Origin of the sequence: Actinomadura scrupuli, assembly GCF_050971785.1 — a bacterium.
Lineage (GTDB): Bacteria > Actinomycetota > Actinomycetes > Streptosporangiales > Streptosporangiaceae > Actinomadura_E > Actinomadura_E scrupuli.
Genome location: NZ_JBPCCU010000002.1, coordinates 705,382 through 730,890, shown reverse-complemented (window position 1 = coordinate 730,890; position 25,509 = coordinate 705,382). Strand labels below are relative to the sequence as shown.

General features: G+C 72.0%; 24 protein-coding genes. 9 read left to right on the top strand and 15 right to left on the bottom strand.

Annotation, left to right across the window (positions count from 1 at the left end):
* The first annotated feature begins 48 nt into the window (after positions 1–48).
* Positions 49–426, top strand: coding sequence for a hypothetical protein (locus tag ACRYCC_RS11100; RefSeq protein ID WP_433810953.1), 378 nt, complete (start codon positions 49–51; stop codon positions 424–426).
* Between the two features lie 69 nt (positions 427–495).
* On the opposite strand, the gene ACRYCC_RS11095 is transcribed toward ACRYCC_RS11100, so the two are convergent.
* The 5 genes from ACRYCC_RS11095 to ACRYCC_RS11075 all read right to left on the bottom strand — a co-directional run bounded on the left by ACRYCC_RS11095 (position 496) and on the right by ACRYCC_RS11075 (position 6,883).
* Positions 496–1,797 carry an acyltransferase family protein gene (locus tag ACRYCC_RS11095; RefSeq protein WP_433810951.1) on the bottom strand — a complete coding sequence of 434 codons (1,302 nt, stop codon included), beginning with the start codon at positions 1,795–1,797 and terminating at the stop codon, positions 496–498.
* An 88-nt stretch (positions 1,798–1,885) separates the two neighbouring features.
* A complete protein-coding gene (locus ACRYCC_RS11090) occupies positions 1,886–2,551 on the bottom strand; it encodes a class F sortase (protein WP_433810949.1) in 666 nt (221 codons plus the stop codon).
* A 2-nt stretch (positions 2,552–2,553) separates the two neighbouring features.
* Entirely contained in the window at positions 2,554–3,372 is an 819-nt protein-coding gene (locus tag ACRYCC_RS11085) for a GVDTG sorting domain-containing protein (RefSeq protein WP_433810947.1), read from the bottom strand.
* 194 nt (positions 3,373–3,566) lie between these two features.
* Positions 3,567–5,162 (bottom strand): GTPase, encoded by a 1,596-nt coding sequence (locus ACRYCC_RS11080; protein WP_433810945.1) that lies wholly within the window; start codon positions 5,160–5,162, stop codon positions 3,567–3,569.
* Complete coding sequence (locus ACRYCC_RS11075; protein ID WP_433810943.1) at positions 5,159–6,883, bottom strand: GTPase family protein; 1,725 nt, start codon at positions 6,881–6,883, stop codon at positions 5,159–5,161. The genes ACRYCC_RS11080 and ACRYCC_RS11075 overlap by 4 nt, the downstream gene beginning before the upstream one ends.
* Positions 6,884–7,208: 325 nt before the next feature.
* On the opposite strand from ACRYCC_RS11075, the gene ACRYCC_RS11070 reads away from it, so the two are divergent.
* The 6 genes from ACRYCC_RS11070 to ACRYCC_RS11045 all read left to right on the top strand — a co-directional run bounded on the left by ACRYCC_RS11070 (position 7,209) and on the right by ACRYCC_RS11045 (position 12,361).
* Entirely contained in the window at positions 7,209–8,378 is a 1,170-nt protein-coding gene (locus tag ACRYCC_RS11070; protein ID WP_433810941.1) for a glycosyltransferase, read from the top strand.
* 74 nt (positions 8,379–8,452) lie between these two features.
* Positions 8,453–9,265 carry an alpha/beta fold hydrolase gene (locus tag ACRYCC_RS11065; RefSeq protein WP_433810939.1) on the top strand — a complete coding sequence of 271 codons (813 nt, stop codon included), beginning with the start codon at positions 8,453–8,455 and terminating at the stop codon, positions 9,263–9,265.
* Positions 9,265–10,518, top strand: a complete 1,254-nt coding sequence (locus ACRYCC_RS11060; protein WP_433810937.1) for a PP2C family protein-serine/threonine phosphatase — start codon at positions 9,265–9,267, stop codon at positions 10,516–10,518. The genes ACRYCC_RS11065 and ACRYCC_RS11060 overlap by 1 nt, the downstream gene beginning before the upstream one ends.
* A complete protein-coding gene (locus ACRYCC_RS11055) occupies positions 10,515–10,865 on the top strand; it encodes an STAS domain-containing protein (RefSeq protein ID WP_433810935.1) in 351 nt (116 codons plus the stop codon). The genes ACRYCC_RS11060 and ACRYCC_RS11055 overlap by 4 nt, the downstream gene beginning before the upstream one ends.
* Positions 10,866–10,938: 73 nt before the next feature.
* Entirely contained in the window at positions 10,939–11,826 is an 888-nt protein-coding gene (locus tag ACRYCC_RS11050; RefSeq protein ID WP_433810933.1) for a class II glutamine amidotransferase, read from the top strand.
* Between the two features lie 103 nt (positions 11,827–11,929).
* Positions 11,930–12,361, top strand: coding sequence for a hypothetical protein (locus ACRYCC_RS11045; RefSeq protein WP_433810931.1), 432 nt, complete (start codon positions 11,930–11,932; stop codon positions 12,359–12,361).
* Between the two features lie 49 nt (positions 12,362–12,410).
* On the opposite strand, the gene ACRYCC_RS11040 is transcribed toward ACRYCC_RS11045, so the two are convergent.
* From ACRYCC_RS11040 to ACRYCC_RS11020, 5 genes are all read right to left on the bottom strand, one after another.
* Positions 12,411–12,944 (bottom strand): hypothetical protein, encoded by a 534-nt coding sequence (locus ACRYCC_RS11040; RefSeq protein WP_433810929.1) that lies wholly within the window; start codon positions 12,942–12,944, stop codon positions 12,411–12,413.
* The gene (locus ACRYCC_RS11035) at positions 12,941–13,798 is read right to left on the bottom strand and encodes an AAA family ATPase (protein WP_433810928.1); all 858 of its coding nucleotides are present in this window, start codon (positions 13,796–13,798) and stop codon (positions 12,941–12,943) included. The genes ACRYCC_RS11040 and ACRYCC_RS11035 overlap by 4 nt, the downstream gene beginning before the upstream one ends.
* On the bottom strand, positions 13,795–14,265 hold the full coding sequence (locus tag ACRYCC_RS11030) for a hypothetical protein (RefSeq protein ID WP_433810926.1): 471 nt from the start codon (positions 14,263–14,265) through the stop codon (positions 13,795–13,797). The genes ACRYCC_RS11035 and ACRYCC_RS11030 overlap by 4 nt, the downstream gene beginning before the upstream one ends.
* 448 nt (positions 14,266–14,713) lie before the next feature.
* Complete coding sequence (locus tag ACRYCC_RS11025) at positions 14,714–16,237, bottom strand: hypothetical protein (protein WP_433810924.1); 1,524 nt, start codon at positions 16,235–16,237, stop codon at positions 14,714–14,716.
* 186 nt (positions 16,238–16,423) lie between these two features.
* On the bottom strand, positions 16,424–16,678 hold the full coding sequence (locus tag ACRYCC_RS11020) for a hypothetical protein (protein ID WP_433810922.1): 255 nt from the start codon (positions 16,676–16,678) through the stop codon (positions 16,424–16,426).
* Positions 16,679–16,972: 294 nt separating this feature from the next.
* Here ACRYCC_RS11020 and ACRYCC_RS11015 point away from each other — a divergent pair, with 294 nt between their 5' ends.
* Both ACRYCC_RS11015 and ACRYCC_RS11010 read left to right on the top strand, forming a co-directional pair.
* Positions 16,973–17,248, top strand: coding sequence for a hypothetical protein (locus ACRYCC_RS11015; protein ID WP_433810920.1), 276 nt, complete (start codon positions 16,973–16,975; stop codon positions 17,246–17,248).
* A 643-nt stretch (positions 17,249–17,891) separates the two neighbouring features.
* A complete protein-coding gene (locus ACRYCC_RS11010) occupies positions 17,892–19,994 on the top strand; it encodes a hypothetical protein (protein ID WP_433810918.1) in 2,103 nt (700 codons plus the stop codon).
* A gap of 54 nt (positions 19,995–20,048) precedes the next feature.
* Here ACRYCC_RS11010 and ACRYCC_RS11005 read toward each other — a convergent pair whose 3' ends face one another.
* From ACRYCC_RS11005 to ACRYCC_RS10985, 5 genes are all read right to left on the bottom strand, one after another.
* Positions 20,049–22,334, bottom strand: a complete 2,286-nt coding sequence (locus ACRYCC_RS11005; protein WP_433810916.1) for an FtsX-like permease family protein — start codon at positions 22,332–22,334, stop codon at positions 20,049–20,051.
* On the bottom strand, positions 22,331–23,053 hold the full coding sequence (locus tag ACRYCC_RS11000; protein WP_433810914.1) for an ABC transporter ATP-binding protein: 723 nt from the start codon (positions 23,051–23,053) through the stop codon (positions 22,331–22,333). Before ACRYCC_RS11000 ends, ACRYCC_RS11005 begins: the two co-directional genes overlap by 4 nt.
* The gene (locus ACRYCC_RS10995; RefSeq protein ID WP_433810912.1) at positions 23,050–23,574 is read right to left on the bottom strand and encodes a PadR family transcriptional regulator; all 525 of its coding nucleotides are present in this window, start codon (positions 23,572–23,574) and stop codon (positions 23,050–23,052) included. The genes ACRYCC_RS11000 and ACRYCC_RS10995 overlap by 4 nt, the downstream gene beginning before the upstream one ends.
* Before the next feature lie 112 nt (positions 23,575–23,686).
* Positions 23,687–24,478, bottom strand: a complete 792-nt coding sequence (locus ACRYCC_RS10990) for an ABC transporter permease (RefSeq protein WP_433810910.1) — start codon at positions 24,476–24,478, stop codon at positions 23,687–23,689.
* Complete coding sequence (locus tag ACRYCC_RS10985; protein WP_433810908.1) at positions 24,475–25,485, bottom strand: ATP-binding cassette domain-containing protein; 1,011 nt, start codon at positions 25,483–25,485, stop codon at positions 24,475–24,477. The genes ACRYCC_RS10990 and ACRYCC_RS10985 overlap by 4 nt, the downstream gene beginning before the upstream one ends.
* Positions 25,486–25,509: the final 24 nt, after the last annotated feature.

The window sequence follows — 25,509 nt, the reverse complement described above, 5'->3', positions numbered from 1 at the left end:
TGGGCGAGGGTGGCATGAAGAGGGTCCTGACCTGGGTAGATCCCGCTCATGAATACGACCGGGGGTACCACTGACGCGTCCGCCGCCGCGGAAGAGGTGCTGTACTTCGTTGAGCTGGCCGATGGTGATCTGCAACTGGCCAGGCGGTTGCTGGCGGCGGCCGAACTCGGCTTCGATCCGCGGCGCGTCGATGACCGCGACCGGCGGCTGCTACGGCCGCCGGACGCCGGAGCGATGGCATTGATCGGCCTGGTCCCCGACGGCGACCGGTCGACGGTGATGGATCTGTTCATCCTGGCCGGCTACGACGACGCCTACGCGCAGGCCCTGCTGGAGCGGCGCCCGTCGGCGGCACCGGACCCCGAGCTGGTACGGGCGCTGCTCGACCAGGCCCGGCCGCCGCACCGCGACGGCGAGGACGGCTGAGGTTCTCCCTCGTGCTGAACGCGGCGACGACCACCGGCCTCACTCCCGGGCAGTTCGTGCGGCGGGTGCTCAGCGGACCCGCCGTGTGGTCAGCCCGAGCAGGACCGCTCCGGCGGCCAGCATGAGGGCACACGACACGGGGGTCACGGGAAGCATCAGCAGGTGCCCGGTCCGCCCGGCCAGCGGCCCGCCGAACCCCACGGCCGAGAAGCCGAGGATCGCCACGAGGCAGAGCACCATCCCGACCGCCGAACGCGCCGGGCCGTACGCCCGCCCACCGAGCGCACGGGTGCGGTCCGCGCGGCGGAACACCGTGACCAGACCCGCGGTGACCAGCGCGAGCAGCCCGAGCCAGACCGGCCGCAGCAGCCACCACGCGGCGCTGCCCACCGGCGGCTGCGCCAGGCCGAGGGCGAGCTGCGCGGCCGCGGCCAGGAACAGCGCGGTGAGATGCCACAGGAACGCCGTCATCGCCAGGCCGTTCGCCGCGATCACCCCGGCCCACACCCGCGGCCGGGCCAGGCCGCGGCTGATCGCGTCACGGACCAGCAGCGCCAGCCCGATCAGCCATACGGCGTGCGCGAGCAGTGCCAGGGTCGGCGGTGACATGTTGGAGATCCGCTCCCCCGGCATCCCCACCATGGAGATCGGGTACGGCCCGCGGACGGTGAGCGCCAGCACGGCGGCCAGGCCCACGGCGGTCATGCCCGCGGCGGCCCGCCGGCCGAGCCGGCCGTCGGCGTAGTGGAAACCGAGCTGGTGCACCGCGAGCCAGACCAGCAGCAGGTTGAGATAGCCGATCTGACCGAGCCCGCCCTGGAACCGGGCCACGTCCACGGCGACGGCCCCCGCGGCCAGCCCGGCCGGGACCACCATGCCGTACGCCCGGTGCAGGCGGAGCATGAGCGGAGCGAACGCGACCACGGCGAGGTAGACCCCGACGAACCACAGCGGCTGGGCGACCGTCCGGGTGGCGTAGGTGAGCAGCCCGGTGTCCCGGCCGGCCAGCTCCACGGCCACCGCCACGCCCAGCCACACCGCGGCGAAGACCGCCGTGGGGATCAGCAGCCGGGACGCCCGGGCCCGGACGAACTCCCCGTACGACGGTCCCCGGCGCAGCGCGGTGGCATGGGAGAACCCGCCGACGAAGAAGAACAGCGGCATCACCTGGAACAGCCAGGTCAACGGCTGTGCCCACGGCATGATCGCCAGCAGGTTGGCGGGGGTGACCTGCCCGCCCGGGCCGACGAGGAGCACGGCCATCAGCCAGTGCCCGACGATGACGACTCCCAGCGAGAACCCCCGCAGGAAGTCGACGTAGCGGTCGCGGCTCGCCGGGGTACGGGCGGCCAGTTCGGTGGCGCTGTTCATCCTGCGATCGTGGCCGCCCGCGCCGCCGGGGACATGAGTGCGCATACTCGACCGGGCCTGAGTAGGCGCACCGGCGCGCGGACCGGTCCTAGGCCCGGGTGGAGATCAGGCTTCCGTAGGCGATGACGTTGTCGACGTAGTGGCCGGTCTTCCGGTTGAAGCTTCCGCCGCAGGTGATGAGCCGTAGCCCGGGGAAGCCGATGTCGCCGTACACCTTCCGGCTGGGGAACGCGTTCTTGGGCACCCGTTCGATGGTGTCGATCCGGAACGTCGCGACCGACCCGTCCTTGCGGGTGACCTCGGCCCGGTCGCCCTCGCGCAACCGGCCGAGCCGGGCGAACACGGCCGGACCGCCGTGTGCGTCCACGTGTCCCGCGATCACGGCGGGCCCCAGCTCGCCCGGTGTCGGACCCAGCCGGTACCAGCCGGTCAGGCCGGGCTGGGACAGCGGCGGCTCCTCGATGGAACCGTCGCTCTTGAGGCCCAGCGTCGAGACCGGCGCCCGCACTCCGATCTTCGGGATGACGAGCCGGACCGGCTGCGAGCGGCTCAGTGCCTGCGGCCTCGCGCCCGGTGCCGTGGCGGCCGCCGTGGGCGTCGCCGTGGACGGAGCCCGCGCGGTGCCCGGCACCGGTCGCGAGGGGCCGGCGGAGCCCGCGCCGTCGCCACAGCCCGCCACGCCGAGACCGGCGATCAGCAGGACACCGGCCGCCAGGCGTGCCGGCCGGTGTCCCGTGCGGTGCGCGATCCTCATCCTCAGGCGCCCTCGGATGCCTTCCGGCGGCGGTACGCCAGCACGGAGGCGCCCGCGACGACCACGGCCAGGCCGCCCGCCGTCAGCGGCAGGACGGCGGAGCCACCGGTGCGCAGGCTGCTGCCGTCGCCGGTGTCGATGCCGCCGACCGGGACGACACCGGTCTGCCCGCCGGAGTGCTTGGCGGTCTTCTTGCCGGGCCGGACGGTGAAGGTGAACTTGCCGACGTTCTCGCAGCTCACGATGACGCGGAAGACCTTGTCCCGCGGCAGGGTCGCCTTGGTGACGGCACTGCCGCTGTGCCGCAGCCCGCCGGCCTTCTTGAGCACGAGCGGGCCGGTGAACAGCCCGTCCACGTCGTCGACGGTCGGGACCGTGGGGCAGCCGCTGGTCCTGAGCGTCAGCCTGTCACCGGCACGGAACGGGTTGGGCGTGATGTCGGCGGCGAACACGGGCTTCGGCGGCTTCGGCGGCTTCGCCACGACGGTGATGTTCACGGAGCCGGCCGGGGTCTCGCCGCAGGTGAACTTCACGGCGTGGCTGCCCGGCTCGGCGGTCTTCTCCGTACCGGCGAAGGTCTTGCTGAACGTGCCCGCCGTGGCCTTCTTGTCGAGTGCCTCCGACGGGCCCTCCAGCAGGTCGGTCTCGATGGAGGCCTCCTCGGCGTCGCAGCCGGTCAGGGTGGCGGTGAAGCCTCCTTCGACCTGGATGGTGTTCGGGGTGACGCTGGGTACCGGCGCGGTGGCGAAGACCGGCGTGGCGCCGGCCAGCACGACCGCACCGGCGGCCGCCGTCGCGCCCGCAAGGCGTGCGATACGCATGCTGCTCCTCACATTGAAGATCAAGTCGCCCCCGTATCGCTCATGAGGAAGCCCACGCGTCCCTCATGAGGCGGATAGGGACCTCAGAGATAGGACGCGAGGACAGGTACGAGCGAGTACTGCGGAAGCGGAGACCCGGTGGCCTCATGCGGCCACCGGGCGGTGCGCGTCTCGTGCGGACGGGCGGCCCGGGGTCAGACGGTGCGGGCCGTGGTGAGGTGGCCGGTGAAATCGGCGAAGCGGGCGCGTTCGGCCTCGGCCGGGGTGAGGACGAGGCGGGTGCCCACGTCGGCGACCGCCGAGCGGAGGACCTTGGCCGCCTTCCGCGCCCGGCGGCGGCCGCCCAGCCAGGCGGCGCCCCGCGCGAGAAAGGCCACCAGGACCCCCGTGAGGGCACCGCCGAGGAAGAGCACGGTGGGCCAGGGGAACTCGCCGAGCCTGGGAGTCGGCAGCTCGGGGAGCTGGAGGTAGCCCACGAGGAAGAGGGCGAACAGCCAGAGGCCGCCGGCCGCCATCGCGGCGAAGATCAGCCACTGGAGCATCCCGACCGCGGACCACCACCGGGGTCGCCGGGCCGCGCCCAGCGAGGTGGACGCCACCGCCTGGTCGAGGGCGTCCGCGAGCTGGTCGTTCTGGGCGCGCGCCGCCTCCCGGACGGCGCGGGCCCAGGGCTCGGGCAGCCCGTCGGCGGCTCCGGAACCGACGTCGCGCACCGCGACCTCCAGCCCGGACCGCTGAACGGCCGAGGCCACCGGCAGCGAGGTCCGCCCCGTACCGCCGCCGATGCGGAGCCGGCGCAGCGGGTCGGGCCGGAGCCGGCGCAGCCAGCGCGTGACCGGCCATCCGGTGGCCGCCACCGCCCGGTGCCGGTGCGACTTGGCGACCGCGGCCACCACGGTGGGCACCCCGGCGGCCAGCGCCAGCGCGGCCGTGAGCGGCTCGGCGAGGCGGTCCACCGGCTTTCCCTGCTCCGCCGCCGCCACGTTGGCCGACTCGGCCAGCCCGTCGGCCGCCGCGCTCGCGTCGGCGGCGAGCCGCGCCGCCCAGAGCTGCCGCCGCGAGACCCGGTCGACCAGCAGCTTCCGCAGCTCCGGCAGGCCCGACCCGGTCCGGGCCGACACCCCCACCACCGGCACCCCGCCGAGCCCGTCCTCCGCGAGCAGGCCCCGCAGGTCGTCCAGGCACCTCTCGACCGCCTTCTCCGGCAGCCGGTCGACCTGGTTGAGCACCACGACCATGACGTCCTTGTGCCGCGCGAGCGGACGCAGGTACCGCTCGTGCACGGCGGCGTCGGCGTACTTCTGGGGATCGAGCACCCATACCAGCAGATCGACCACTCCGACGAGCCGGTCCACCTCCAGCCGGTGCGTCATCTCGATCGAGTCGTGGTCGGGCAGGTCGAGCAGCACCAGCCCGGAGAGGTCGGCGTCGCCGTCGACGGTGTGCCGTCTCGGCACGTCCAGCCAGTCGAGCAACGGCCCGGACCCCTCGGGCTCCCAGCGCGCGGCCTGCGCGGCGGACGTCGTCGGCCGGGTCACGCCGACCGCGGCGAGCGTCGTCCCGGACATGGCGTTGAACAGCGACGACTTCCCGCTGCCCGTGGCCCCGGCCAGCGCGCAGACCGTGTGGTCGACCGACAGCGCGGCGCGCGCGCCGGCCCGCTCGACGACCGCCCGCGCCCGTGCGACGGCCGTCTCGTCGAGCCGTCCTTCGGCCAGCCCGGCGGCCGCCCCGAGCGCCGTCAGCCGCTCGTCGAGCGACACGGCGCTCTTACGTCGCAGCACCTTCACCGTGCCTCTCCCTCCGGCAGCTCCAGCCGGTGCGCGTGCACGGCGTCCGCGACGGCGCGCAGCGCACCCGGATCCGGGCCGGTCAGGCCGTCCAGGAGGGACGTGAACCGGCCCTCTTCCTCGTCCAGCAGTTCGTGCACCCGGCGGCGCAGGTCGGCGCGGGCGTTGTCGGTGAGCTTGCGGACGGCCTGGTCGCCGAAGACCGCCTCGAGCAGCTTCTGGCTGAGCACGCTGGTGCCCCCCGCGATACCGATCTCGATGCCGGTGAGCCCTCCCGTGGAGGCGAAGACGCCGATCATGAGCAGCAGCCCGAGCCCGTTGACGCCGAACGAGGTCGCCCGGGCGACGCCGCGCCGGTCGGCGCCCTCCGTCCTGACCAGTTCCAGGACGTACCCCTGCCAGTCGCGCACGGCGACCTCGGCGCGCGACCGCAGCTCCGGCGACGCGCGCCCGAGCCGGCCCGACGTCGCGACTCCCGCGCGTTCGAGCAGGTCCCGGCCTGCCGGGGTGGCCAGCCATGCCTCCACCGACCGCTCGGCCGCCCCGTCGGCGACGGCCCGGATGAGCGACTCGACGCCGCTCTCCAGCGCCGTGCGCAGCTCCTTGTCGGTCGGCGGGCGGCCGCTGAAGGCGGCGGTGATGCGGTCCCTGAGCCAGCCGATGCGCGATTCCAGGGACCGCATGAGGTCGCCGGTCCCGATGAAGTCCTGCCAGCGCGCCAGCACCTCACCGCGCAGCAGCGTGCCGTCGCGCATGCCCTCGTCGAACGCGGCCATCCCGGACCCGTAGCTCTTGTCGACCAGCGCCCGCAGCTCGTCGGCGCCCAGCCGCTGCCGGTCGGCCGCGTCGGCCAGCGCGGGCACCCGTACGGCGAGGCTGTCCAGCGCGCCCGACAGCGTCCGCCGGACGACCTCGGACCTGGCCTGGGCGTCCGCCGACAGCCCCGCCAGCCACTGCTTGACCGGCTGCACCGAGTCCGCGGGCAGCCGGGTGCTCTCCGCGGGCAGCGCCAGCTCGGGCACGACGAACAGCGGGGTCCCGGCCAGGCCGTTCTCGCCGAGCAGCCGGGTCAGGTCCCGGCTGACCGGCTCGCGCGCGTCCGGCGGCATCCGCTGGAGGATGATCGCCAAGGCGGTGCTGCGCTCCCGGGCGGTGCGCAGGAACCCCCAGGGCACCTCGTCGGCGTACCGGGAGGCGGTGGTGACGAAGAGCCACAGGTCCGCGGCGGCCAGCAGCTGGGCGGCCAGCTCGCGGTTGGCGGTGACGATCGAGTCGATGTCGGGCGCGTCGAGCAGGGCCAGCCCCGGGGGGACCGCGGTGGTCGTGACGACCTTCAGCGTGCCGGGCTCGCCGCGTCCCCGGCCGGTGACCCTGGGCAGGCCGGGCAGCACGTGCGTGGCGACGAACCAGTCGGTGTCGTCCGGATGGGTGACCAGGGTGGGCGCGAGCGTGGTCGGGCGCAGGACGCCCGCCTCGGTCACGTCCGCCCCGGCCAGCGAGTTGACGAGCGTGGACTTGCCCGCGCCGGTCGAGCCGCCCACCACGGCGAGCAGCGGCGCGTCGATGGCGGCCAGCCGCGGCAGCAGGTAGTCGTCGAGCTGGCCGGTGAGCTCCTTGAGCGCGCGCCGGTCGGCCGCGACGTCGCCGATCGCCAGCGGGAACAGATCGTGGTCGAGCTGACGCCGCAACTCCAGCAGCGCCGCCGACAGGCCATCGGACATACGCCCGACCTTCCCTCAGACACGCATCCGCAACGCCAGGACACCGACAATTTTTGTGCCGGATCGTACGGTTAGCACCGCATTGTCCTCAATGCCGTCCCGTGTCGGCACTTCGCACCCGTCCCGGGCGTCCGGGCACGCGGCCGAGGCGCATTCCGGCGTCGGCGCCCGAGCGCACCTCCCCGCCGACGGGCATCATTGATGGGGCCTTCGAGCGAGAGGAACTCCCCCTTCGACAGCCGCGGCCGTGCGCCAGTTCCTCTGATCGCGCCGGCCGCCGCCCGCGCACGGGTCGAGAGCGCGGCGGGCGCGCAGAGGAGGCGGCATGCGTGGTGAGGTGCTCGTGGCCACCTGGGGCGGGGGCGGCAATCTCCCGCCGTTGCTGTCGGTCGCCGCCCTGCTCGCCGGTGCGGGATGCCGGGTACGGGTCCTGGTCTCGGCGGCGACGAGGCCGGCGGTGCGGGCGGCGGGCTTCCAGGTCATCGACTATCGGCGTGGCCCCGATCCGCGGGTCGACGTGCCCTTCGAGGCACAGGCCGAGGGGGTCCTGGCCACCATCGCGGGTGCGGAGATCGCCGCGGACGTACACGAGGCACTGGCCGCCACGGGGCCTGACGTGCTGGTCGCGGACTGCATGCTTCCCGCGGCCCTCGCCGCCGGCGAGGCGAGCGGCACCCCCACGGTGTCCGTCGTGCACTTCCTGTACGGGACCGCCCGCGGGCCCATGGCCAGGACCGGGGACGGGGGGACGACGGACCTGCCGCGGCTGAACGCGACCAGGAGAACGCTGGGCCTGGGCCCGGTGGCCGGGCCCGTCGAGGCGTGGGAGGCGCCGGACCTGGTGCTGGTGACGGCACCGCGATGGCTCGACGCCGAGGCCGGCCTTCCCCCTCATGTGGTGCACGCCGGCCCGCTGGGCGTCCGCACCGGCCCGCGCCCGGACGGGGAGCGAGCACGGGCCCGGCCGCACGTGTTGATCAGCTTCAGCACGACCGTCATGGCCGGCCAGACCCGGCTGGTGCGGGCGGTCTGCGATGCGGTGGCCGAAACCGGCGTCGAGGCGCTCCTCACGCTCGGGCCCGCGATGAGCGCGGGCGCCATGGAGGTTCCGGCCAACGTGACCCCCGTCGCGTTCGCCGATCACGACCAGGTCCTTCCGCACTGTGATGTCCTGATCGGCCATGCCGGCCTGGGCACCGGCCTGCGCGCCCTGGCGCACGGCGTCCCCCAGTTGCTGCTTCCCCTCGGCCGCGACCAGCACGTCAACGCCGCCCGCATCGCCGGCCTCGGCGCGGGGATCACGCTGCCGGCCGACTCCCCGCCCACCCAGATCCGCACGGCCCTCACGCTGCTGCTGCGGGAGGGCCGCTTCCGCACGGCGGCGCGGCGGGCCGCCGCCCGCATCGCCACGGACCGCCCGGACCGGCACGCCACCCGGGCCCTCGTACGGCTGCTCGATCGGCCGGACCGCCACAGGTCGGCAGGTGCCTCGTGACCGCCCGTACGAACTGGGGTGATCGTGACAATACATCCCATGTCGTCGAGTCAGGGGTGGAAGGATGAGGCGCCATGGGTGTCGTGGATGTGGGCGGCAGGAACCACGTGGTGGTGACCGGCCGTGCGGACGGGCCGGTGGTCATGCTGGCCCACGGCTTCGGCTGCGATCAGAACATGTGGCGGCTGGTGGCTCCGGCGCTGGCCCGGGACTTCCGGGTGGTCTCGTTCGACCACGTCGGCGCCGGGCGGTCGGATCTGTCGGCCTGGCGCGCCGACCGCTACGCGACCCTGGACGGTTACGCCGACGACGTCCTGCGCATCTGCCGGGAACTGGACCTCACCGAGGTCGTGTTCGTGGGGCATTCGGTCAGCGCGATGATCGGCGTACTGGCGGCGGTCCGGGAGCCGGAGCGGTTCGCCAAGCTGGTCCTGCTCGTTCCCTCCCCCTGTTACGTCGACGACGAGGGCTACCGGGGCGGGTTCAGCCGGGCCGACATCGAGGAGTTGCTGGAGTCGCTGGACAGCAACTACCTGGGCTGGTCGGCAGCGATGGCACCGGTCATCATGGGCAATCCGGAGCGCCCCGAGCTGGGCGAGGAGCTGACCAACAGCTTCTGCCGGACCGATCCCCGGATCGCGCGGGCGTTCGCCCGGACGACGTTCCTGTCCGACCACCGAGCCGATCTGGCCGGGGTCACGGTGCCGACCCTGGTGCTCGACTGCTCCCGGGACGTGATCGCGCCCCCCGAGGTGGGCGCGTTCGTGCACGCCCAGATCCCCGGCAGCCGTCTGATCACCCTGGACGCGACCGGTCACTGCCCGCAGCTGAGCGCCCCCGAGGCCACCACCGAGGCGATCGCCGCCTTCATCGGCGACCGGCGGTGATGAGCACCCAGCACGACTCGGACTCTGACGGGTCCGAGCACGGCGGCGGCCACGACGGGGCGCTCTTCTCGTCGCTGCTGGAGGACAGCGCCGAGGATCTGTACGAGAACGCACCCTGCGGTTACCTGTCCACGCTGCTGAACGGCCAGATCGCCAAGATCAACGCCACCTTGCTGAGCTGGCTCGGCTACACCCGCGACGAGGTGGTCGGGCACCGCTCCTTCCCCGATCTGCTGACCGTCGGCGGCCGGCTCTACCACGAGACGCACTTCGCGCCCCTGCTGAGCATGCAGGGGCAGATCGGCGGCGTGGCCCTGGAACTGCAGACCGCGGACGGCACCCGGCTGCCCGTGCTGGTCACCTCCACGGTCAAGACCAGTGCCACCGGTGAGCCCCTGCTGATCCGCACCACGATCTTCGACGCCTCCGACCGCCGCGCCTACGAGCGCGAGCTGCTGCGCGCCCGCCAGGAGGCCGAACTCGAACGCGAACGCCTCCAGCGCCTGGTCACCACCCTGCAGCGCAGCCTGCTCCCCCCGGCGCTCCCGGTGGTGCCGGGCCTGGAGGCCCTCGCGCACTACCACATCGCGTCCCTGGACCAGGTCGGTGGCGACTTCTACGACCTGTTCCCCGTCAGCGGAGACCGGTGGGCCTTCTTCCTCGGTGACGTGTGCGGCAAGGGCGCGGCGGCCGCCACCGTGACCTCGTTGATCCGCTACACCCTGCGCGCCGCCGCGGTCTACGGGCCCGCCGCCGATCCCGTCGCTGTGCTGAACACGCTGAACACGGCGCTGCACCAGGAATACCACGGCGACGATCCGCGCTACTGCACCGTGATCTTCGGTGTCCTCGTCCCCGACGGTGACGGCTTCACCATCACGCTCGCCAGTGGCGGCCACCCCGCCGCCCTGCTGATGCGCGCCGACGCAACCGCGGACTACCTACCCACCCCCGGCGGCCTCCTCGTCGGCGTCATGGAGGACGCGCCCTTCACGGCCACCACGATCCGCCTGTCGCCAGGTGACACCCTGTTGCTGTACACCGACGGGCTGACAGAGGCGCACACCGATACCGCCGACGGCCGTTATGGAGAAGAAGCCCTGCACGAGTTCGCCGCACGTCTGGCCCCCACCACCGCCACCGCGGCCATCGCCGCGGTGATCGACCTGCTCGACGGCTTCGGCGACGGCCTGGACGACGACGCCGCGGTCCTGGCGCTCAGCGCCCCCCTTCGCGCCGACGAGCCGTCGTGACCGACCTGACCGTCGTCACCCGCGGCATCCGTACCGGCGCCCTGCTCGCACTCGCGGGAGAGCTGGACTACCACACCGCCCCGGAGGCACGTGAGGCGCTGGCGGCCATCACCGTCACCTCCGGCCAGCAGCTCATCATCGACCTGTCGGGGCTGACGTTCTGCGACTCCAGCGGCATCGCCACCTTCATCGCCGCCCGCAACCACGCCCTGGCCGCCGGCGCGGACATCGCGCTGACCGGCGTCCCCGACCGGGTCGCCCGGATCCTGCACATCGTCGGTCTCGACCGGGTTCTCGTCACCTACCCGACCATCCAGGCGGCAGCCGAGGCCCACTCCCCACAATGATCGACAGGCCGGTCGCATAGGGTGACGAGGTAATCGCTCATCTGACCGGCTCGAAGACCAGTGGAGGTACGAGATGTGCCGGTTATTCGGCCTTTCGGGCGCGCCGAACCGGGTGCGCGCCACGTTCTGGCTGCTCGACGCGTCCGACAGTCTCAGCATGCAGAGCCGCCGCGAACCCGACGGCACCGGTCTCGGCACCTTCGACCCGGACGGCACCCCGCACGTCGACAAGCGGCCGATCGCGGCGTACGAGGACGCGCAGTTCGCCTGCGAGGCCAAGCAGGTGGTCTCGACCACCTTCCTGGCCCACATCCGCTATGCCTCCACCGGCGGGCTGGACATCCGGAACACCCACCCCTTCGCCCAGCACGGCAGGCTGCTGGCGCACAACGGGATCATCTCCGACCTGGACCGGCTCGAAGCGGAGCTCGGCGACTACCGGGCCCTCGTCAGAGGCGACACCGACTCCGAGCGGTTCTTCGCCCTCGTCACCAAGCACATCGACGAGTCCGGAGGCGACATCAGCGCCGGGATCACCGCCGCCGCACGCTGGGTCGCCGCGAACCTGCCCCTGTACGCGCTCAACCTGATCCTCACCACCCCTGACGAACTGTGGGCGCTGCGCTACCCCGACACCCATGACCTGCTCGTCCTCGAACGCCGGCCGGGCGGCCCGAGCGGCTGCCGGCATCTCGAACACGCCAGCGCCGCCGGTACGGTGCGGGTCCGCTGCGGTGACCTGCTCGGACAGCCCACCGTCGTGATCGCCAGTGAGCGCATGGACGAAGACCCCGGCTGGCGCCCGCTCCAGCCCGGCGAGCTCCTGCACGTCCGCCCCGACCTGCGGACCGAGTCCACACTGATCATCGACCGGCCGCCCAGCCACCCGATCGCCCTGGCCGAGCTCGGCGCCCGTGCCGCGGCCTCCCAGGCACCGGTGACCGGACGCGGTGCGACGTAGGCAGCGGGGGCGTCCGCGGCCCGTCGCGCGGCGGCGGCGAGTACCGTCCCTTACTCAGGGTGAAGCACTCAGGGTGAAGCCGAACGAAGCCAGTGGAGGTTGTGTGCACGAACGAACCAGCGGTAAGGCCGGGCAACGCCGGCGACCCGGCCGGGTCGTCGCGGGAATGACACCGCCGGCCCTGGGCGGTGACGAGCCGGTGGAGTCGCCGTCGCGCATGGCACCCGCCGAGCTGGCCGCCATCAGGGCACTCGACGATGCCTACCGCCTGCTCGCCGGCCGCTCCGACCAGCCGGACCGCTGCTGGGCGACGGTCGTCTCGCACGGGGACGGATACCTCGAATGCGACCGCCCGGCGTGTCCCGGCCCGTACACCGTCCTGCACGATCCCGGCCACGTCTACCCGTGCGTCCTGCGCCCGGACCTGGTCACCACGATGGTCCACCACTGCCCCCGCTGCCCCGGGACGCCCGACGCCCCGGAATCGCTCGCGTCCGTTGCCGGGCCGGAGTCGCCGGGCCGGAAAGACGCATGACCCGCCCCGGCGGGGCGGGCCATGCGAGGCGGCAGGTGAACGGCAGGAGCTAGTCGCCGGCCATGCGCATCCTGATGTTGACCTCGGGGAGGTCGAGGAGGGTGTCGGGGATCTCATGGGGGGTGCCGCGCCAGTTGGGAGTGGTGCCGCCGAGGTTGAGGCGGCGGCACCAGTCGTCGTACTGGGCTGAGTCGCCGGTGATGCGGGGGATCAGCGAGATCCAGTGGCCTGCGTCGAGGTTGAACTGCGTGACCTTCTCGCTGAACCGGCGACCCGCGATCTTGACCTCGCCGGTCTGGCGGCCGTCCCAGCCGGACAGGCCGCTCTGGATCGTGGGGCTGCTCAGTGTGAGCTGCTCGTTCTGGTCCCAGTCGACGCTCAGCTCGACCTCGATGACGCGCAGGCCGGAGGAGTCCGTGGCGTAGAGCCCCACGGCCTTGATCGCCTTCTCCTGGATGCCGTAGACGACCTTCTCGATGTGCGCCTCCGAGATCCCGCCGTGCTCCAGCAGGAAACGGAACTGGTCCTGGATGCTCTCCAGCCGGGTCAGGGTCCAGGTGTGGGTGTACGTCCGTGGACTCATCTGATCTCCTTCACCGAAGGGTCGGGCTGCAGGAAGTCGTGCAGGGCGTTGGAGCTCTCGGCCTTCAGCCGGCGGGCGGTCGCGATCAGATCCTCGTAGGCGACCTTGCGCGGAGCGGGCGCCGCCCGCTGGCCCGGGCCGAGCCTGCGCAGGAACGCCCGCATGTCGAGGCCGACGTGGTGCAGGTTGCCCGCGATCTCCGCCTCGGCGAGCAGGTGCCGCACCTGGGCGAAGAACGACAGCGGCTCGTCGACGAACTCGGCGGCCAGCTTGTCGAGAGCCGGCTGGTCCGCGACCCCGGCGAACACGCCGTGCACGACGGTCCTGACCTCCTCCGGGCCCGGCCGCCACGGGAAGGCGTCCATGCGCCCGTGCCGCCGCAGCGGGGCGTAGAGGCGGTTCAGGTTGTTGCCCGTCACGAAGATCGGGACCCGCTTGGGCCGGTTGCGGTCCGGATCCACCGGCCGGTCCGCCAGGTGCATCAGCTCGGCGAGGACCTGCTGGTGGTTGACGGTCCCGGTGTTCATCTCCCACTCGCCGACCGTGGTGTCGACGTCGTCGACGACCAGCGCGGTGGGGACGCCCTTCGCGACGGCCAGCGACGCCGCGCTGTAGGTCCGCGCGATGTGCTTGCCGGGCTCCCCGGCCAGCCCGCTCTCCAGGTCGGCGGCGTTGAGCCGGACGGCGTGCACGTGGCAGTGGTCGAGGGAGGTGGACAGCTGGAGGGACTTGCCGTCGCCCGCCCGGCCGAAGATGCCGAGGATGAGCGGGCGCCGGGGGGACTCGCTGTAGCTGCCCACGAGGTGGAGGTGGACCCGCTGGAAGAAGCGGTCAAGGAGAATCGCCTCGTTCAAACCACGTCCTCCTGCCCCAGCCGCGCCCGCCTGATCTCCTCTTCGAACCCGTCGAGGAAGCCCTTCAACTGGTCGCTCGTCGGCCCCGCCGGGATCTCCCGGGGCTCGGGCCGCCGCCGCGACCGCTGGCGTCTGGCCTGGACCTGGGCCGTGACCTCCTGCTCGAAGCTCTCGATGACCTGTCCGACGACGACCTGACGTCGTTCGTCGAGCCCGCCCGCCAACTCCAGCCGCTCCCCGCGGTAGCTGAAGGTCTCGGCGCCGTACTCGGCGAGGAAACGTGTCAGCACCACCACGGCCTGCCGGATCTGTACGAGCTCGTCCTCCATGTGCCGCTGCCCCGCGGCGAGCCGGATCACCTGATCTTCCAACTCCGAAAGCGGGACCGCGTCCCGCCGACGAGCCAGGAAGTCCTCCGTCACCGTCGATATGAACGGTGAAAGCACCCCGAGGAGTATCTCAACCATGCCGTTCCCCTGCCCATCAGAACTCACAAGGACATCGGGTTAGATACGGCCGGGACCGAGACGGTTCATATCTTCTTCGGCAGAGTCGCTTTCGTTATCAATCCACATTTCGGCGAGCCGAATCGAATGTTCAGCCGAGACGCAAACGATGATCGTGGGACGTGGCAGCACCGCGATCATCCAGGGCGCATATGTGCCGTCTTGCCGGCGGGCGGCCGGATCACCGCCACGGCTGCGCCACCCGGGCATCGGCGCCGTTGAGATCGCAGGTCACTTAATCCATGATCTCGTAACAAAAGCACCCATCTCTCTGAGCCCGAACAAATCGGGATGAATGCCCTCGTATCCGGTTCGGCGAAGGGGACCTCCTCACATTGCATTTGCCCCGCCGCCTCTGCCGCCTCTGCCGCCCGCCGGACCGGGGCGCCAGAGGAACGGCGAGCGCGGCTCAGGGGAGCAGCCCGGTGCCGAACGACGCCTGATGGGTGGTGCCTCCGAGAGTGGCCGCCCCGAAGGACAGGACTCCGCTGGTGGACAGGCCGCCCGAAGTGCCGCGCAGCACCGCCACCGCCCCGTCGGCGTTCCGGTCGTCCGCCGTGCCGGTGCCGTTCTCGCCGGGAGCGCCGACCGCGAGCTCCGCACGCCCGTCGCGGTCGAGGTCGGTGAGCTGTACGGCCGAGCCGAAGATGTCGCCGTACTCGGAGTGGCCGGGGACGCCCGAGGTGTCCTGGGAGTAGGCCTTGGCGCCGGTGGCGGTCAGGCCGGTGGCCGAGGACGAGCCGAACAGCACCGTCACGTTGCCGTAGCCCCATGCACTGCCGGGACCCTCGAACGGTGCGGCGACGGCGGCGTCGGCCTTGCCGTCGCCGTTGACGTCGCCGAGGGAGACCGCCGCTCCGAAGCCGTCGAAGTCCTCGAACGTGCCAGGGACGCCGGCCGTGTTCTGGTTGAAGGTCCACACCTTGCGCAGGCCGGTCGCCGAGCCCAGGAACACGGTCGCGACCGGCGCGGGGAGGATGTTGGAACCGCTCGTCCCGGCCAGCACGTCACCGTACCCGTCGCCGTTGATGTCACCTCCGGCGAGTCCGCCGCCGGCATTCGCCAGCACCTGGGCGTGCGTGGTCGCGACGCCGGACGCCGAACCCCGGTAGACCTCCGATCCCGCGTACGCGTTGTCGCCGGGGTCGCCCTCCGTGCTACGGAGCCACGCCCCCGCGATCAGGTCCGCGTACCCGTCGCGATCGGTGTCGGTGATGGCCAGCGTCGAGCCGAAGCCGTAGACCTGCAGCGGGTCGGACTGGGAGGGGAAGTCGGCCCCGGGTGGCGTCTTGATCAGCGTCGCCCCGGCGCTGGTGATCCCGTGCGCGCCCCCATAGAGCACGACGACCTGCTTGCCCGTGCCGACGGCCAGGTCGCGGTAGCCGTCGCCGTTCAGGTCCCCGGCCGCGAGCGACCGGCCGAAGTGGAGGTCGGCGCCCTGCGCACCGGGCACTCCCGCGGTGCCCAGCGCGAAGGCGACGGCCCGGCCGGACAGCCCGGTCGCGGAACCGTAGATGATCGTGACGGATCCCGCGTCCACCACCGTGCCCAGTTTCTCGCCGGGGGAGCCCACGGCGAGGTCGGCATGGCCGTCGCCGTCGAAGTCACCACTGGCCACGGCCTGGCCGAACCGGTCCCCCGCCTCGGCACCGCCGGGCACCCCGCCGCTGGACTGGCTCACCGTCTGGTGCTTGCCGGTCTTGAGGCCGGTCGGCGAGCCGTAGGTCACGGCCACCGCTCCGGCTCTCTGGATCGAGGAGATCTTCATCGTGGGAGCGCCGACGGCGAGGTCGCCGTAGCCGTCGCCGTTGAAGTCTCCCGGCTTCGCCGGCTTCACCGGAGCCGCGCCCGCCACGCCCTCGTGGCCGGCCGTCGCGCACAGGACGGTGGCCAGCGCGATCCCCGTACCAAGGAGCCGCCTCAGAACCCGCATGTTCCTCCTCTGATCATCATTCGCTCAGAGGACGGCTGCTCTTTACCTTTGGTTTACCTTGTCCGAAAACGACGGTCTCACCCTGACCGGGGAGCCTCAGATGGTGACCCCGAGGACGGTGGCCTGCCCATGCCAGACCACCGTCCGGAACCGCCGTGCCGGGTCAGCGCGGAGGTGGGTCAGCGCTCAGCTCTGGCAGCTGCCCACCGCGTTGTCGTATCTCGTCGGCACGCCGTAGAGCCACTTGTAGCAGATCTGCCACAGGGTGTGATTGCTGCAGTAGAACTGCTCCGTGCAGTAATCACCCCCCGGCTCTCCCTTCGCGCTGCCACAGCTGACCTGCGAAATTGCGGCGGGGGTGACCGTCGCAGCCGAGGCCGGAGCGCTCAGGGCCAGGACGACGGGTATCACCACGGCCAAGGCGAACACGTATCTGGGCACGACTCTCCTTTCGTAACGAGGGTTTCGCTTGCGAGCCGATCGAGCACGAGACAAGCCGATCAGGTCGATGACTACGGAAAGTGACGATCGCCGATCTCGCAGGCCTCAGCATTTCCTGCGATTCATGGTCTTTTCAAGGCATGACATCGGAGAGTACCCATCCGGATACAGTTACGGTGAGTAAGGAAATCCCCTTGCGGCGGCACCCACCGCTGGTATCTCATGATTACCCGGCGTAGTTATCCGATGCCGGGCGGCGTCGCCGTCCGGCACCGACTCAGCGAGGGGCCGTCAATGCGCAGACCAATCATCCTGTTCGCGGCACTGGCGCTCGGAGGGGCCGCCCTGAACTCCCCCGCCGTCGCGAGTGCCCAGCCGTTGCGGGGCGGGAGCGAAACCCGGGCCGCCGCCCACGAGGGCGAGTGGACGCTCAATCCCGCGGGCACCTGGGAGACCGAGGCCGGCTGCAACTGGGCCGGGTCGACGGGCTACCTCGGCGGTGCGTGGAAGGAGTTCAGGTGCGAGTACATCGGTGCCTTCGGCTGGCGGATGTGGATCCGCCGGACCTGACCCGGCCCATCCCCGGCCAGGTGGGAGCCGGTCAGGACAGGCGTCGCCGCATCCACCGAAGCAGAAGCCGGTGAGGCCGGAGGCGAGGACGGTGTAGATCCCGGTCTCCAGCCACTGGAAGGGCCAGAAACGGCCGGCGGGGTGGTAGGCCATCCGCTGCCGGTAGCCGAGCCGCTTCATCTCCGCCAGGCACCCCGACAACCCTCCCCGGGCCACCGCGCAGGGCCAGGAGGACGGGGACAGCGGGATGGCGTCCACCGAGCGGCCGGAGGCGTCGACGGTGTGGCTGGACAGGAGCAGGGCACCGGAGGCGCATTCACCCTCACCCGGATGGGGCCGTCGCTCGAGCGATTCGCCGTGAGGCCGTCGATGGCCGCGTGCGTCGAACAGCAGCGCCCCCATTCGCGGGAACTCACGGGCGGCGGCCTTGTCGACCGGGCCGGACCACCAGGTCACCGCGAGGCTGCCCAGCCCGGCTCCACCGCGTCGTCCCACCCGGGGTTGAGCCGGGCGCCCAGCCGCAAGTGATCTGTCAACCGGGCGAGCGAACCGGAGCACGACGAGGCGGCGGTTCGATCTCCTTGGGCAACCCCGTGGTGGGTTCGGCCGATACAGGTCATCCTTGGGCGCGGAGGTGTCCGTCATGCCGGGTCTCAACCGTGAACAGGTCTTCCAGGAGGCGCTCCGGGCCGCGCTCGGTTCCGCGGAGCTGGACGGCGTACCGGAGGAGGACAAGGCCCAGCTGAGCCGCTCGCTCAGCGCGCCCGACTCCCCGGAGCGAGCGGCCATCCTCAGTTCCGCGGAGTCCAGCGAGTCGCGTTATCGCAGCGTGGCGGCCAAGACGAGGTTCTGGCCACTGATGCCACCGGCCTACGTCCTCGCCCTGTTCGGCTGGCTCGGTACGGCGGCGGTGTTCGGGTGGGCCGTCGAGCTCGAACACGCCCTCAAGGGGCATCGCGAGGTGGTCTTCTCCAACGCCGCGGGTTACGGGCTGAGCGGCGCGGTGCTGGTCGCGGTCGTCATCTGGGCCGCCGCGATGGGCGTCTCCCTCGCGGAGGAGTTGGCGCTGGTCCGCGCGGGGAACATCCTCGACGGGGTGCTGGCGCTGACGATCGCCGCGGCGCCGGCCGGACTCCTGGCCTTCTACACCCAGGACCTCGTCTGGATGTACGACCACCACGCGCCGTCGCGCTCGTTCGACGACGGCTACCTGTGGGGCTGGTGGGTCTTCGCCGGCGCGACGGTGCTCTTCACGGCCTGCGCGGAGGCCATCATCCTGCTCGACGACCTCGAGGTCAGCCGGTCGGGCGTCCGGCAGTTGGCCGCCGCCTGGCGGGAGACGCTCGAGCACAACGTCCTGGCCGGGTTGCGCGAGGAGATCGGGGCACGGCAGGCGCGGCGGTACACGACCACGCTGAGCATCAGCATCCAGGACGCGCCCGGCCTGCGCTGGGTACGGGGCACCGAGCGCCATATCGAGACACAGGCCGAACGGGACCTCGTCACGATCGGAAGGGCGATGGACGGAGGCAGCATCGCGCTGTCGGGCCCGCGCGGGGCCGGCAAGTCCGAGCTGCTGAAGGTGTTCTGCGCCACCGACGGCCCGGGCACCGTCAGCGTGCTCATGGACGCGCCGGTGGTCCACGACCGCCGGGAGTTCATGCTGCACCTGTTCGCGCGGGTCTGCGACGAGGTCCGCGACTCGGGGCCGGAGGTGCTGCACGGCAAGGCCCAGCGGCATCTGCAGCAGATCCGGTACCTGCAGACCCGCACCGAGGAGCGGGGCTGGGGCGGCGGCTGGAAGGGCCTCACCCTGTCGGGCAAGCGCGGCACCAGCAGTGCCCGGCAGCCGCTCAGCTACCCGGAGATCGTGCACGAGCTCCGGGAGTTCCTTCTCGAGGTGGCCGGTCGGCTGCACCTGAGCGGCGGACGCCTGGTCATCGGCGTCGACGAGCTCGACCGTATCCAGCCGGCCACCAAGGCGAGGGACTTCCTGAGCGAGCTGAAGGCCGTCTTCGACGTCAACCACTGCCTGTTCGTCCTCACGGTCTCCGACGAGGCGCTCCGGGACGCGGGCCTGGCCCCGGCGGGAGGCCGGGACGCCTTCGACAGTGCGATCGACGAGGTGATCCGGGTCGGGCCGCTCGACCAGGACACCGCGATCCGCCTGCTCAGCTCGCGCGTGGTGAACCTGCCGGCCCCCTTCGCCGCGCTGTTCACGTGCCTGACCGGCGGTGTCCCCCGTGACCTCCTCCGGACGGCCCGCGCCGCGGTCACCCATGTCACGCCAGGCCGGTCCAGGACGCTCGCCGACGTCACGTCGATGCTCGTGCAGCGGGAGCTGACACGTCTCGCGGGCGCCGCGGGTGCCGGCGAAGCAGGCTCCTCCGAACTACTGGAGCTGTTCCACGAACCCGTCGCCTCCCACCACGGCGGCCTCCGGCTGCTGGGCGAACGCACCCTCCGGCTGGCCGGGTCGATCCCCGGAAGCGAGCGGCTGGCCGCCACCCTCGCCAACCACGCCTTCCATCTCGACACCGTGTGCGGCGTCTTCTCGGCGGAGCTCTCCCAGCCCGACATCGACCGAGCGCTGTCCGCCGACTTCGACGGCTCCTTCGCCGCCCTGACCCGGGCCCGGCGCGAGATCGGCCCGACCGATGCCCTGGCCCGCAGCACGATTCAGCAGGTCCGGGACGCCTGGAACCTCTCCCCGCTGCCCGCGTACCACCTCCTCCCCACGGATTGAGGGGCCGGGCCGGGCGACGGCGTACGGTCCGGACCGCGCCGTCGCCGGGCCCGCTCACTCGTTGCGCGCCGTCTCCGGCCCGGTGATCCGCCTGAGCAGGGGCAGGGTGGAGGCGATGATCCCCAAGGACGTGACCAGCCCGCCGAGGACGGTGAGGTAGTACGCGGGTCCCGGCGCTCGGAGCGAGTAGCCGAACTGTGCCTGCAGGAACAGCTGGGCGGCCAGGAAGCCTGTTCCGATCGCCACCAGGGCCACGGCGAGGAGCGGGACCGCGCTCTCCAGCAGGACGACGCGTCGCAGCACGCCGAGGGGCACGCCGGTGAGGCGCAGCAGGCTGAACGGCCGTTTGCGGTCGCTCAGGCCGCCGGCCACGCTCACCGCCAGACTGCAGCCGGCGATGGGGAAACTGACCAGGATCACCACGTTGGCCAGTTGCTGGAACTCGGCGAGGTTCCGTGACGACCAGGCGCGCTCCTCCGCGATGGTGTCGGGGATCAGCTCGTCGGGATAGGCGTTCGCGAGGACGGTCCGCGCCCGCTCGATCGCCTGCTTCGACCCGTCCGTGGCCACGACGACCTGCTGAACCGGAAGGTCCTGGAGCCGCCGGGTGGAGATGGCCGCCGCAGGCCAGACCCGGGGCCAGCTGTTCGGGGGTCCGTAGCCGAAGCCGCCGAAATTCGGTGCGACCGATGCCGACTCGGCCCCGGGCGGGCACACGCTGAAGGCCGGCGTGGTGGCGAGCTGCGCGCACGATGCCAGGCCGGCCGGGTGCGGCGGGCCGAACTCGTCAGGGTCGCCCCAGGCCGGGTCGGGGGTGCCGAGCGGATTGGTGTGGATCACCGTCACACCGCGCACGCCCGGTATCGAGTGCAGCTGGGCCTGGACGGCGTCCCGGGGCGGGGCCGCGACCGCGACCGGCTGCCCGGAGGCCGCGCGGCCGTGGACGAAGTCGGCGATCACCGTGTTGCCGATGGCCGCGTCGCTCTTCGGGAGGCCGCGCTCGGCGGCCATCGCGGTGATGACCCCGACGGTGCCGCTGGTGACGCAGAGGGCGAGGACGAGCCCGCTGACCGCGCGGAAGCCCGCCCTCGGGTCGTCCGAGAGCCGGCGCCCGGCGACGAGCGCGGCCGGCCGGCCGGTGCGGCGGGCCAGGACCCGGGCTCCGGCCATCGTCAGCCACGGCCCGGCGATGACGATCCCGGCCAGGACCAGCAGGGCCCCCGGGATGAACGCCCCGATCTGGCCGCTGATGCTCTCCGGAACCCGGCCGATGAAGTACGCGAGTTCACCGAGGCCCGCGGCCAGCGGGAGGAGCCGGTAGACGCGGGGCGGGCGGGGGGTGACCCGCCGGGTGACGCCGAGCGGGGAGATCTGCACCCGGCGCAGCGCGATCCGTGCCACGACCACCGCCCCGGCCGGGACCCCGGCGGCGACGAACAGGACGTCGGACAGGCCGAGCGACAGGTCATCGGTGAAGAACCGCGTGCCGGTGAAGTCGACCGCCGCCAGCACCGGGCGGAACAGGAAGAACAGGCCGAAGCCGAGGGCGACGCCGAGGACCGCGGCGACGGTCGACTCGACCGCCGAGATCACCGAGATCTGCCGGGGTGTCGCGCCGACCAGGCGCATCGCGGCGAAGCGCTGCTCACGGCGGGCCGCCGAGAGCCGGGTCGCCGTCCCGATGAGGATGAGCACCGGGAAGATCAGGGCGACCGCCACCACGGAGAGGACGAGGGCGATGCCGTTGGCGTCGATACCGACCCGGACACCGCAGTCGGGACCGGCACAACTGCTCGGGGTGACGTCCGTGATCGAGGTGACGCGCTCGGCCTCGCGGTTCTTCGAGAGCTGGTCGGGGCTGTGGCCGATGATGATGATCAGGGAGTCCGGGCCGGGGAGCGCCGCCGGGCCGATCGTGCCTGCCTGACGTCCGGGAAAGCGTGCGGCGAGCTCGGCCGCCGGAGTGGATCGGATCAGCTCGCTGAGCGCGGGCGAGGCGTAGAACTGCCCGGGCCCGGGCAGCCGCGGGATGCCCGGCGGGACCGGCGACTGCGGCCCGCTCGCGGCGACGTCGACCCGGCCGATGGTCCTCCCGTCGAAGTTGTCGGCCCGGAGCAGCCACCACAGCGGGTCCGCCGTCGACGCGGTCGCGGACGGGCTCGCCACCGCGCCGGTGTTGAGCCAGGCGTTGCGGGCGTTCTGGGTGTCGGTGCCGTTGATGGCCGCCAGGGTGCCCAGCAGCATGCCGACCCCCAGCGCCACAGCTGCCGCGATGAGGGTGAGACGGCCGGCCGCCTCCCTGCCGCCGGCCAGTGTCAGGCGGAGTCCGAGACGGATCACGAGGCGACCCGCTCGACGGACGTGGGGGTGACCGTTCCGTCGCGGACGATGACTTCGCGGTCGGCGTACGCGGCGACCCGCGGCTCATGGGTCACGAGCAGGACGGTGGTGCCCTGCTCGCGGGCGGCGGTGACCAGCAGATCCATGACGTGCTCGCCGGTGAGCGAGTCGAGCGACCCGGTCGGCTCGTCGGCGAACAGTACGCCGGGCCGGGCGACCAGGGCCCGGGCGAGCGCGACGCGCTGGGCCTGCCCGCCCGACAGCTCCCCGGACCTGCGCCCTTCCAGACCGTCCAGGCCGAGCCGCCCGAACCACGCCCGGGCCTCCGCCACCGCTCCCGCCCTGCGGGTGCCGGCCAGCAGCAACGGCAGGGCGACGTTCTCCTCCGCGCTCAGCTCGGGGACGAGCTGGCCGAACTGGAAGACGAACCCGAAGCGATCCCGGCGCAGGGCGCTGCGCGCGGTCTCGCCCATGGCGTCGACCCGGCGGCCGTCGAACCGGACCTCGCCGCTGTCGGGCACGAGGATCCCGGCCAGGCAGTGCAGCAGGGTCGACTTGCCCGAGCCGCTCGGCCCCATGATGGCGAGGATCTCACCGGCTGCCACCGACAGGTTCGCTCCCCGCAGGGCGGGGGTCTGGCCGAACGACCGTACGACGTCGCGCGCTTCGACGAGGAACTCCCCCGTGCCCGGCCGGGTGGAGGCTCCGGCCGCGCTCATGACCGCACCTGCGACGCCAGCGCGTCGAGCCTCGCCGTGGTCAGCTCGATCCACCGGAGATCGGCCTCCAGATGGAACAGGCCGTGATCGGCGAGGAGCCTGTCGACCAGCGGGCCGGTCCGCTTGATCTCGGTCAGCTCCCGCATCCGCCGCAGGTGCGCCGCACGCTGGGCGTCGAGGTACGCCTCGGCATCGCGGTCCAGCATCAGCGCCAGCACGACCTTGGTGAACAGCACCGTCTGCAGGTGCGGCTCGGCCTCGACCGGCTCGGCCAGCCAGGTCTCGACCTCGGTGGCCCCCAGGTCGGTGATGACGTAGCGCTTCCGATCGGGGCCCGCCCCCGGCTCGGGCTCCCCGACCAGCACCTTCCCGTCGCGCGCCAGGCGGCTCAGGGTCGCGTAGACCTGTGAGAACGGCAGCGGCCGGTGCCGGCCGAAGTAGGCGTCGTAGTCGCGTTTGAGGTCATAGCCGTGGCTCGGCTCTCGTTCGAGCAGCCCGAGAAGTGCAAGAGGAACGGTCATAACCGAGTGTCTACACTGAGAGAATACTCGGCGTCAATACTCGCGCCGGGCGCGGACATGCCGACGCACGGCCCACGGCGACCTGGTCGCCGCGGGCCGTGGTGGCGTGCGCTCAGCGGGTGCGGTCGCGGGCGAAGGCCTTCAACGCCCAACAGAAGCCGAGGGCCGTGATGCCGGCGCACCAGGCGACGGCGAGGATGCCGCTGTCACCGATGGGCGTGCCCATGAGCAGCCCGCGGAGGGTTTCGATGATGGGAGTGAAGGGCTGGTACTCGGCGAAGTAGCGCACAGCGGTCGGCATCGAGTCGGTGGGCACGATCCCGGAGCCGACGAACGGCAGCAGGATCAGCGGGAAGGGAGCGTTGCTGGCGGCGTCCAGGGTCTTGGCCGCGAGACCGAAGGCGATACCGAGCCAGGTGAGCGCGAAGCTGGTCAACGCGAGCAGGCCGATCGCGGCGATCCAGTCGCCGAAGCCGGCGGTGGGCGAAAAGCCCATCAGCACTGCGATGCCGAGGACCAGGGCCATGCTGGTCAGCGTCTGGATCACGCTGGAGATGACGCGGGCGATCAGGATGGACGGGCGGAAGATCGCCATGGTGCGGAACCGGGCGATGATGCCTTCGGTCATGTCGACGCTGGTCGAGGTGGCGGTGCCGAGTGATCCGGTGGCGGCGGTCATGATGAGCAGGCCGGGCAGGACGTAGTCGACGTAGGCGGTGCTGCCGTCGGCCATGGGGGTGACGGCGGTGCCCAGTGCGCCACCGAAGACGTAGACGAACAGCAGCAGGAACAGCACGGGGATGCCGACGATCGCGATCGCCGTGGTCGGGTAGCGCAGGTTGTTCTTGAGGTTGCGTCGCAGCAGGGTGACCGTGTCGGACACGGCGTAGGTCGCGGTGCTCATGCCTGGGCCTTCTTGTCGGTGTCGAGGTGGAGCTCGGTGTCGGTGTCGGTGTCGGTGTCGTCGCCGGTGCCGGTGCCGGACCGGCCGGTCAGGGCGAGGAAGACGTCGTCGAGGTCGGGGGTGTGCAGCGAGAGGTTCTGGATCGACCGGCTGTCCAGCCGGTTGAGCACCGCCTGCACCGACTGGGCGCTGCCGTCGCTGGGGATCTGAAGCACGAGGCCGTCGTCGTCGCGGATGGCCGGCCCGCCCAGCGTGCGGGCGGCCTCGTCGAGTGCGGCGACGGTGGCGAAGCCCAGGACGATGCTGCCGCCGGGCACGCGGCGCTTGAGTTCCTCGGCGGTGCCCTCGGCGACGATCCCGCCGTGGTCGAGGACCGCGATCCGGTCGGCGAGCTGGTCGGCCTCCTCGAGGTACTGCGTCGTGAGGAAGATCGTGACACCGGCGGCGACGCGGTCGCGGATCATCTGCCACGTCGCGCGGCGGACGCGGGGGTCCAGGCCGGTGGTGGGCTCGTCGAGGAAGATGATGCGCGGCGAGCCGACCAAGGTCATCGCGAGGTCGAGCCGGCGCTTCATCCCGCCCGAATAGGTGCCGACCGGCTTCCTGGCGGCCTCGGCGAGATCGAACTGCTCGATCAGCTCGGCACAGCGCTGCCGGCCGACGCGGCGGTCCAGATGCCACAGATCGGCCATCAGCCGCAGGTTCTCCTCGGCGTTGAGGTAGATGTCCACCGCCGAGAACTGGCCGGTGACCCCGATCGAGGCGCGGACCCCGTCCGGGTCGCCGGCCAGGTCATGCCCGGCGATCGTCACGGTGCCGGCGTCGGCCGTGGTGAGCGTGGACAAGATCTTGACCGCGGTGGTCTTGCCGGCGCCATTCGGCCCCAGCAGCGAGAAGACCGACCCCTCCGGGATGTTCAGGTCGATGCCGTCGAGCACGACCTGGTCCCCGTAGGACTTGCGTAGCCCGGTGGCCGTGATGGCCGCGGCCACCTTGGTGATCGCCATGTCTCCCCTGCCCTGTGTCGACTT

What these genes read in the sequence shown, in the direction of transcription:
- ACRYCC_RS11100 (WP_433810953.1), top strand. Translation starts at nt 49, where the DNA reads ATGAATACGACCGGGGGTACCACTGACGCGTCCGCCGCCGCGGAAGAG.
- ACRYCC_RS11095 (WP_433810951.1), bottom strand. Translation starts at nt 1,797, where the DNA reads ATGAACAGCGCCACCGAACTGGCCGCCCGTACCCCGGCGAGCCGCGAC.
- ACRYCC_RS11090 (WP_433810949.1), bottom strand. Translation starts at nt 2,551, where the DNA reads ATGAGGATCGCGCACCGCACGGGACACCGGCCGGCACGCCTGGCGGCC.
- ACRYCC_RS11085 (WP_433810947.1), bottom strand. Translation starts at nt 3,372, where the DNA reads ATGCGTATCGCACGCCTTGCGGGCGCGACGGCGGCCGCCGGTGCGGTC.
- ACRYCC_RS11075 (WP_433810943.1), bottom strand. Translation starts at nt 6,883, where the DNA reads ATGTCCGATGGCCTGTCGGCGGCGCTGCTGGAGTTGCGGCGTCAGCTC.
- ACRYCC_RS11070 (WP_433810941.1), top strand. Translation starts at nt 7,209, where the DNA reads ATGCGTGGTGAGGTGCTCGTGGCCACCTGGGGCGGGGGCGGCAATCTC.
- ACRYCC_RS11065 (WP_433810939.1), top strand. Translation starts at nt 8,453, where the DNA reads ATGGGTGTCGTGGATGTGGGCGGCAGGAACCACGTGGTGGTGACCGGC.
- ACRYCC_RS11060 (WP_433810937.1), top strand. Translation starts at nt 9,265, where the DNA reads ATGAGCACCCAGCACGACTCGGACTCTGACGGGTCCGAGCACGGCGGC.
- ACRYCC_RS11050 (WP_433810933.1), top strand. Translation starts at nt 10,939, where the DNA reads ATGTGCCGGTTATTCGGCCTTTCGGGCGCGCCGAACCGGGTGCGCGCC.
- ACRYCC_RS11040 (WP_433810929.1), bottom strand. Translation starts at nt 12,944, where the DNA reads ATGAGTCCACGGACGTACACCCACACCTGGACCCTGACCCGGCTGGAG.
- ACRYCC_RS11030 (WP_433810926.1), bottom strand. Translation starts at nt 14,265, where the DNA reads ATGGTTGAGATACTCCTCGGGGTGCTTTCACCGTTCATATCGACGGTG.
- ACRYCC_RS11025 (WP_433810924.1), bottom strand. Translation starts at nt 16,237, where the DNA reads ATGCGGGTTCTGAGGCGGCTCCTTGGTACGGGGATCGCGCTGGCCACC.
- ACRYCC_RS11015 (WP_433810920.1), top strand. Translation starts at nt 16,973, where the DNA reads ATGCGCAGACCAATCATCCTGTTCGCGGCACTGGCGCTCGGAGGGGCC.
- ACRYCC_RS11010 (WP_433810918.1), top strand. Translation starts at nt 17,892, where the DNA reads ATGCCGGGTCTCAACCGTGAACAGGTCTTCCAGGAGGCGCTCCGGGCC.
- ACRYCC_RS11000 (WP_433810914.1), bottom strand. Translation starts at nt 23,053, where the DNA reads ATGAGCGCGGCCGGAGCCTCCACCCGGCCGGGCACGGGGGAGTTCCTC.
- ACRYCC_RS10995 (WP_433810912.1), bottom strand. Translation starts at nt 23,574, where the DNA reads ATGACCGTTCCTCTTGCACTTCTCGGGCTGCTCGAACGAGAGCCGAGC.
- ACRYCC_RS10990 (WP_433810910.1), bottom strand. Translation starts at nt 24,478, where the DNA reads ATGAGCACCGCGACCTACGCCGTGTCCGACACGGTCACCCTGCTGCGA.
- ACRYCC_RS10985 (WP_433810908.1), bottom strand. Translation starts at nt 25,485, where the DNA reads ATGGCGATCACCAAGGTGGCCGCGGCCATCACGGCCACCGGGCTACGC.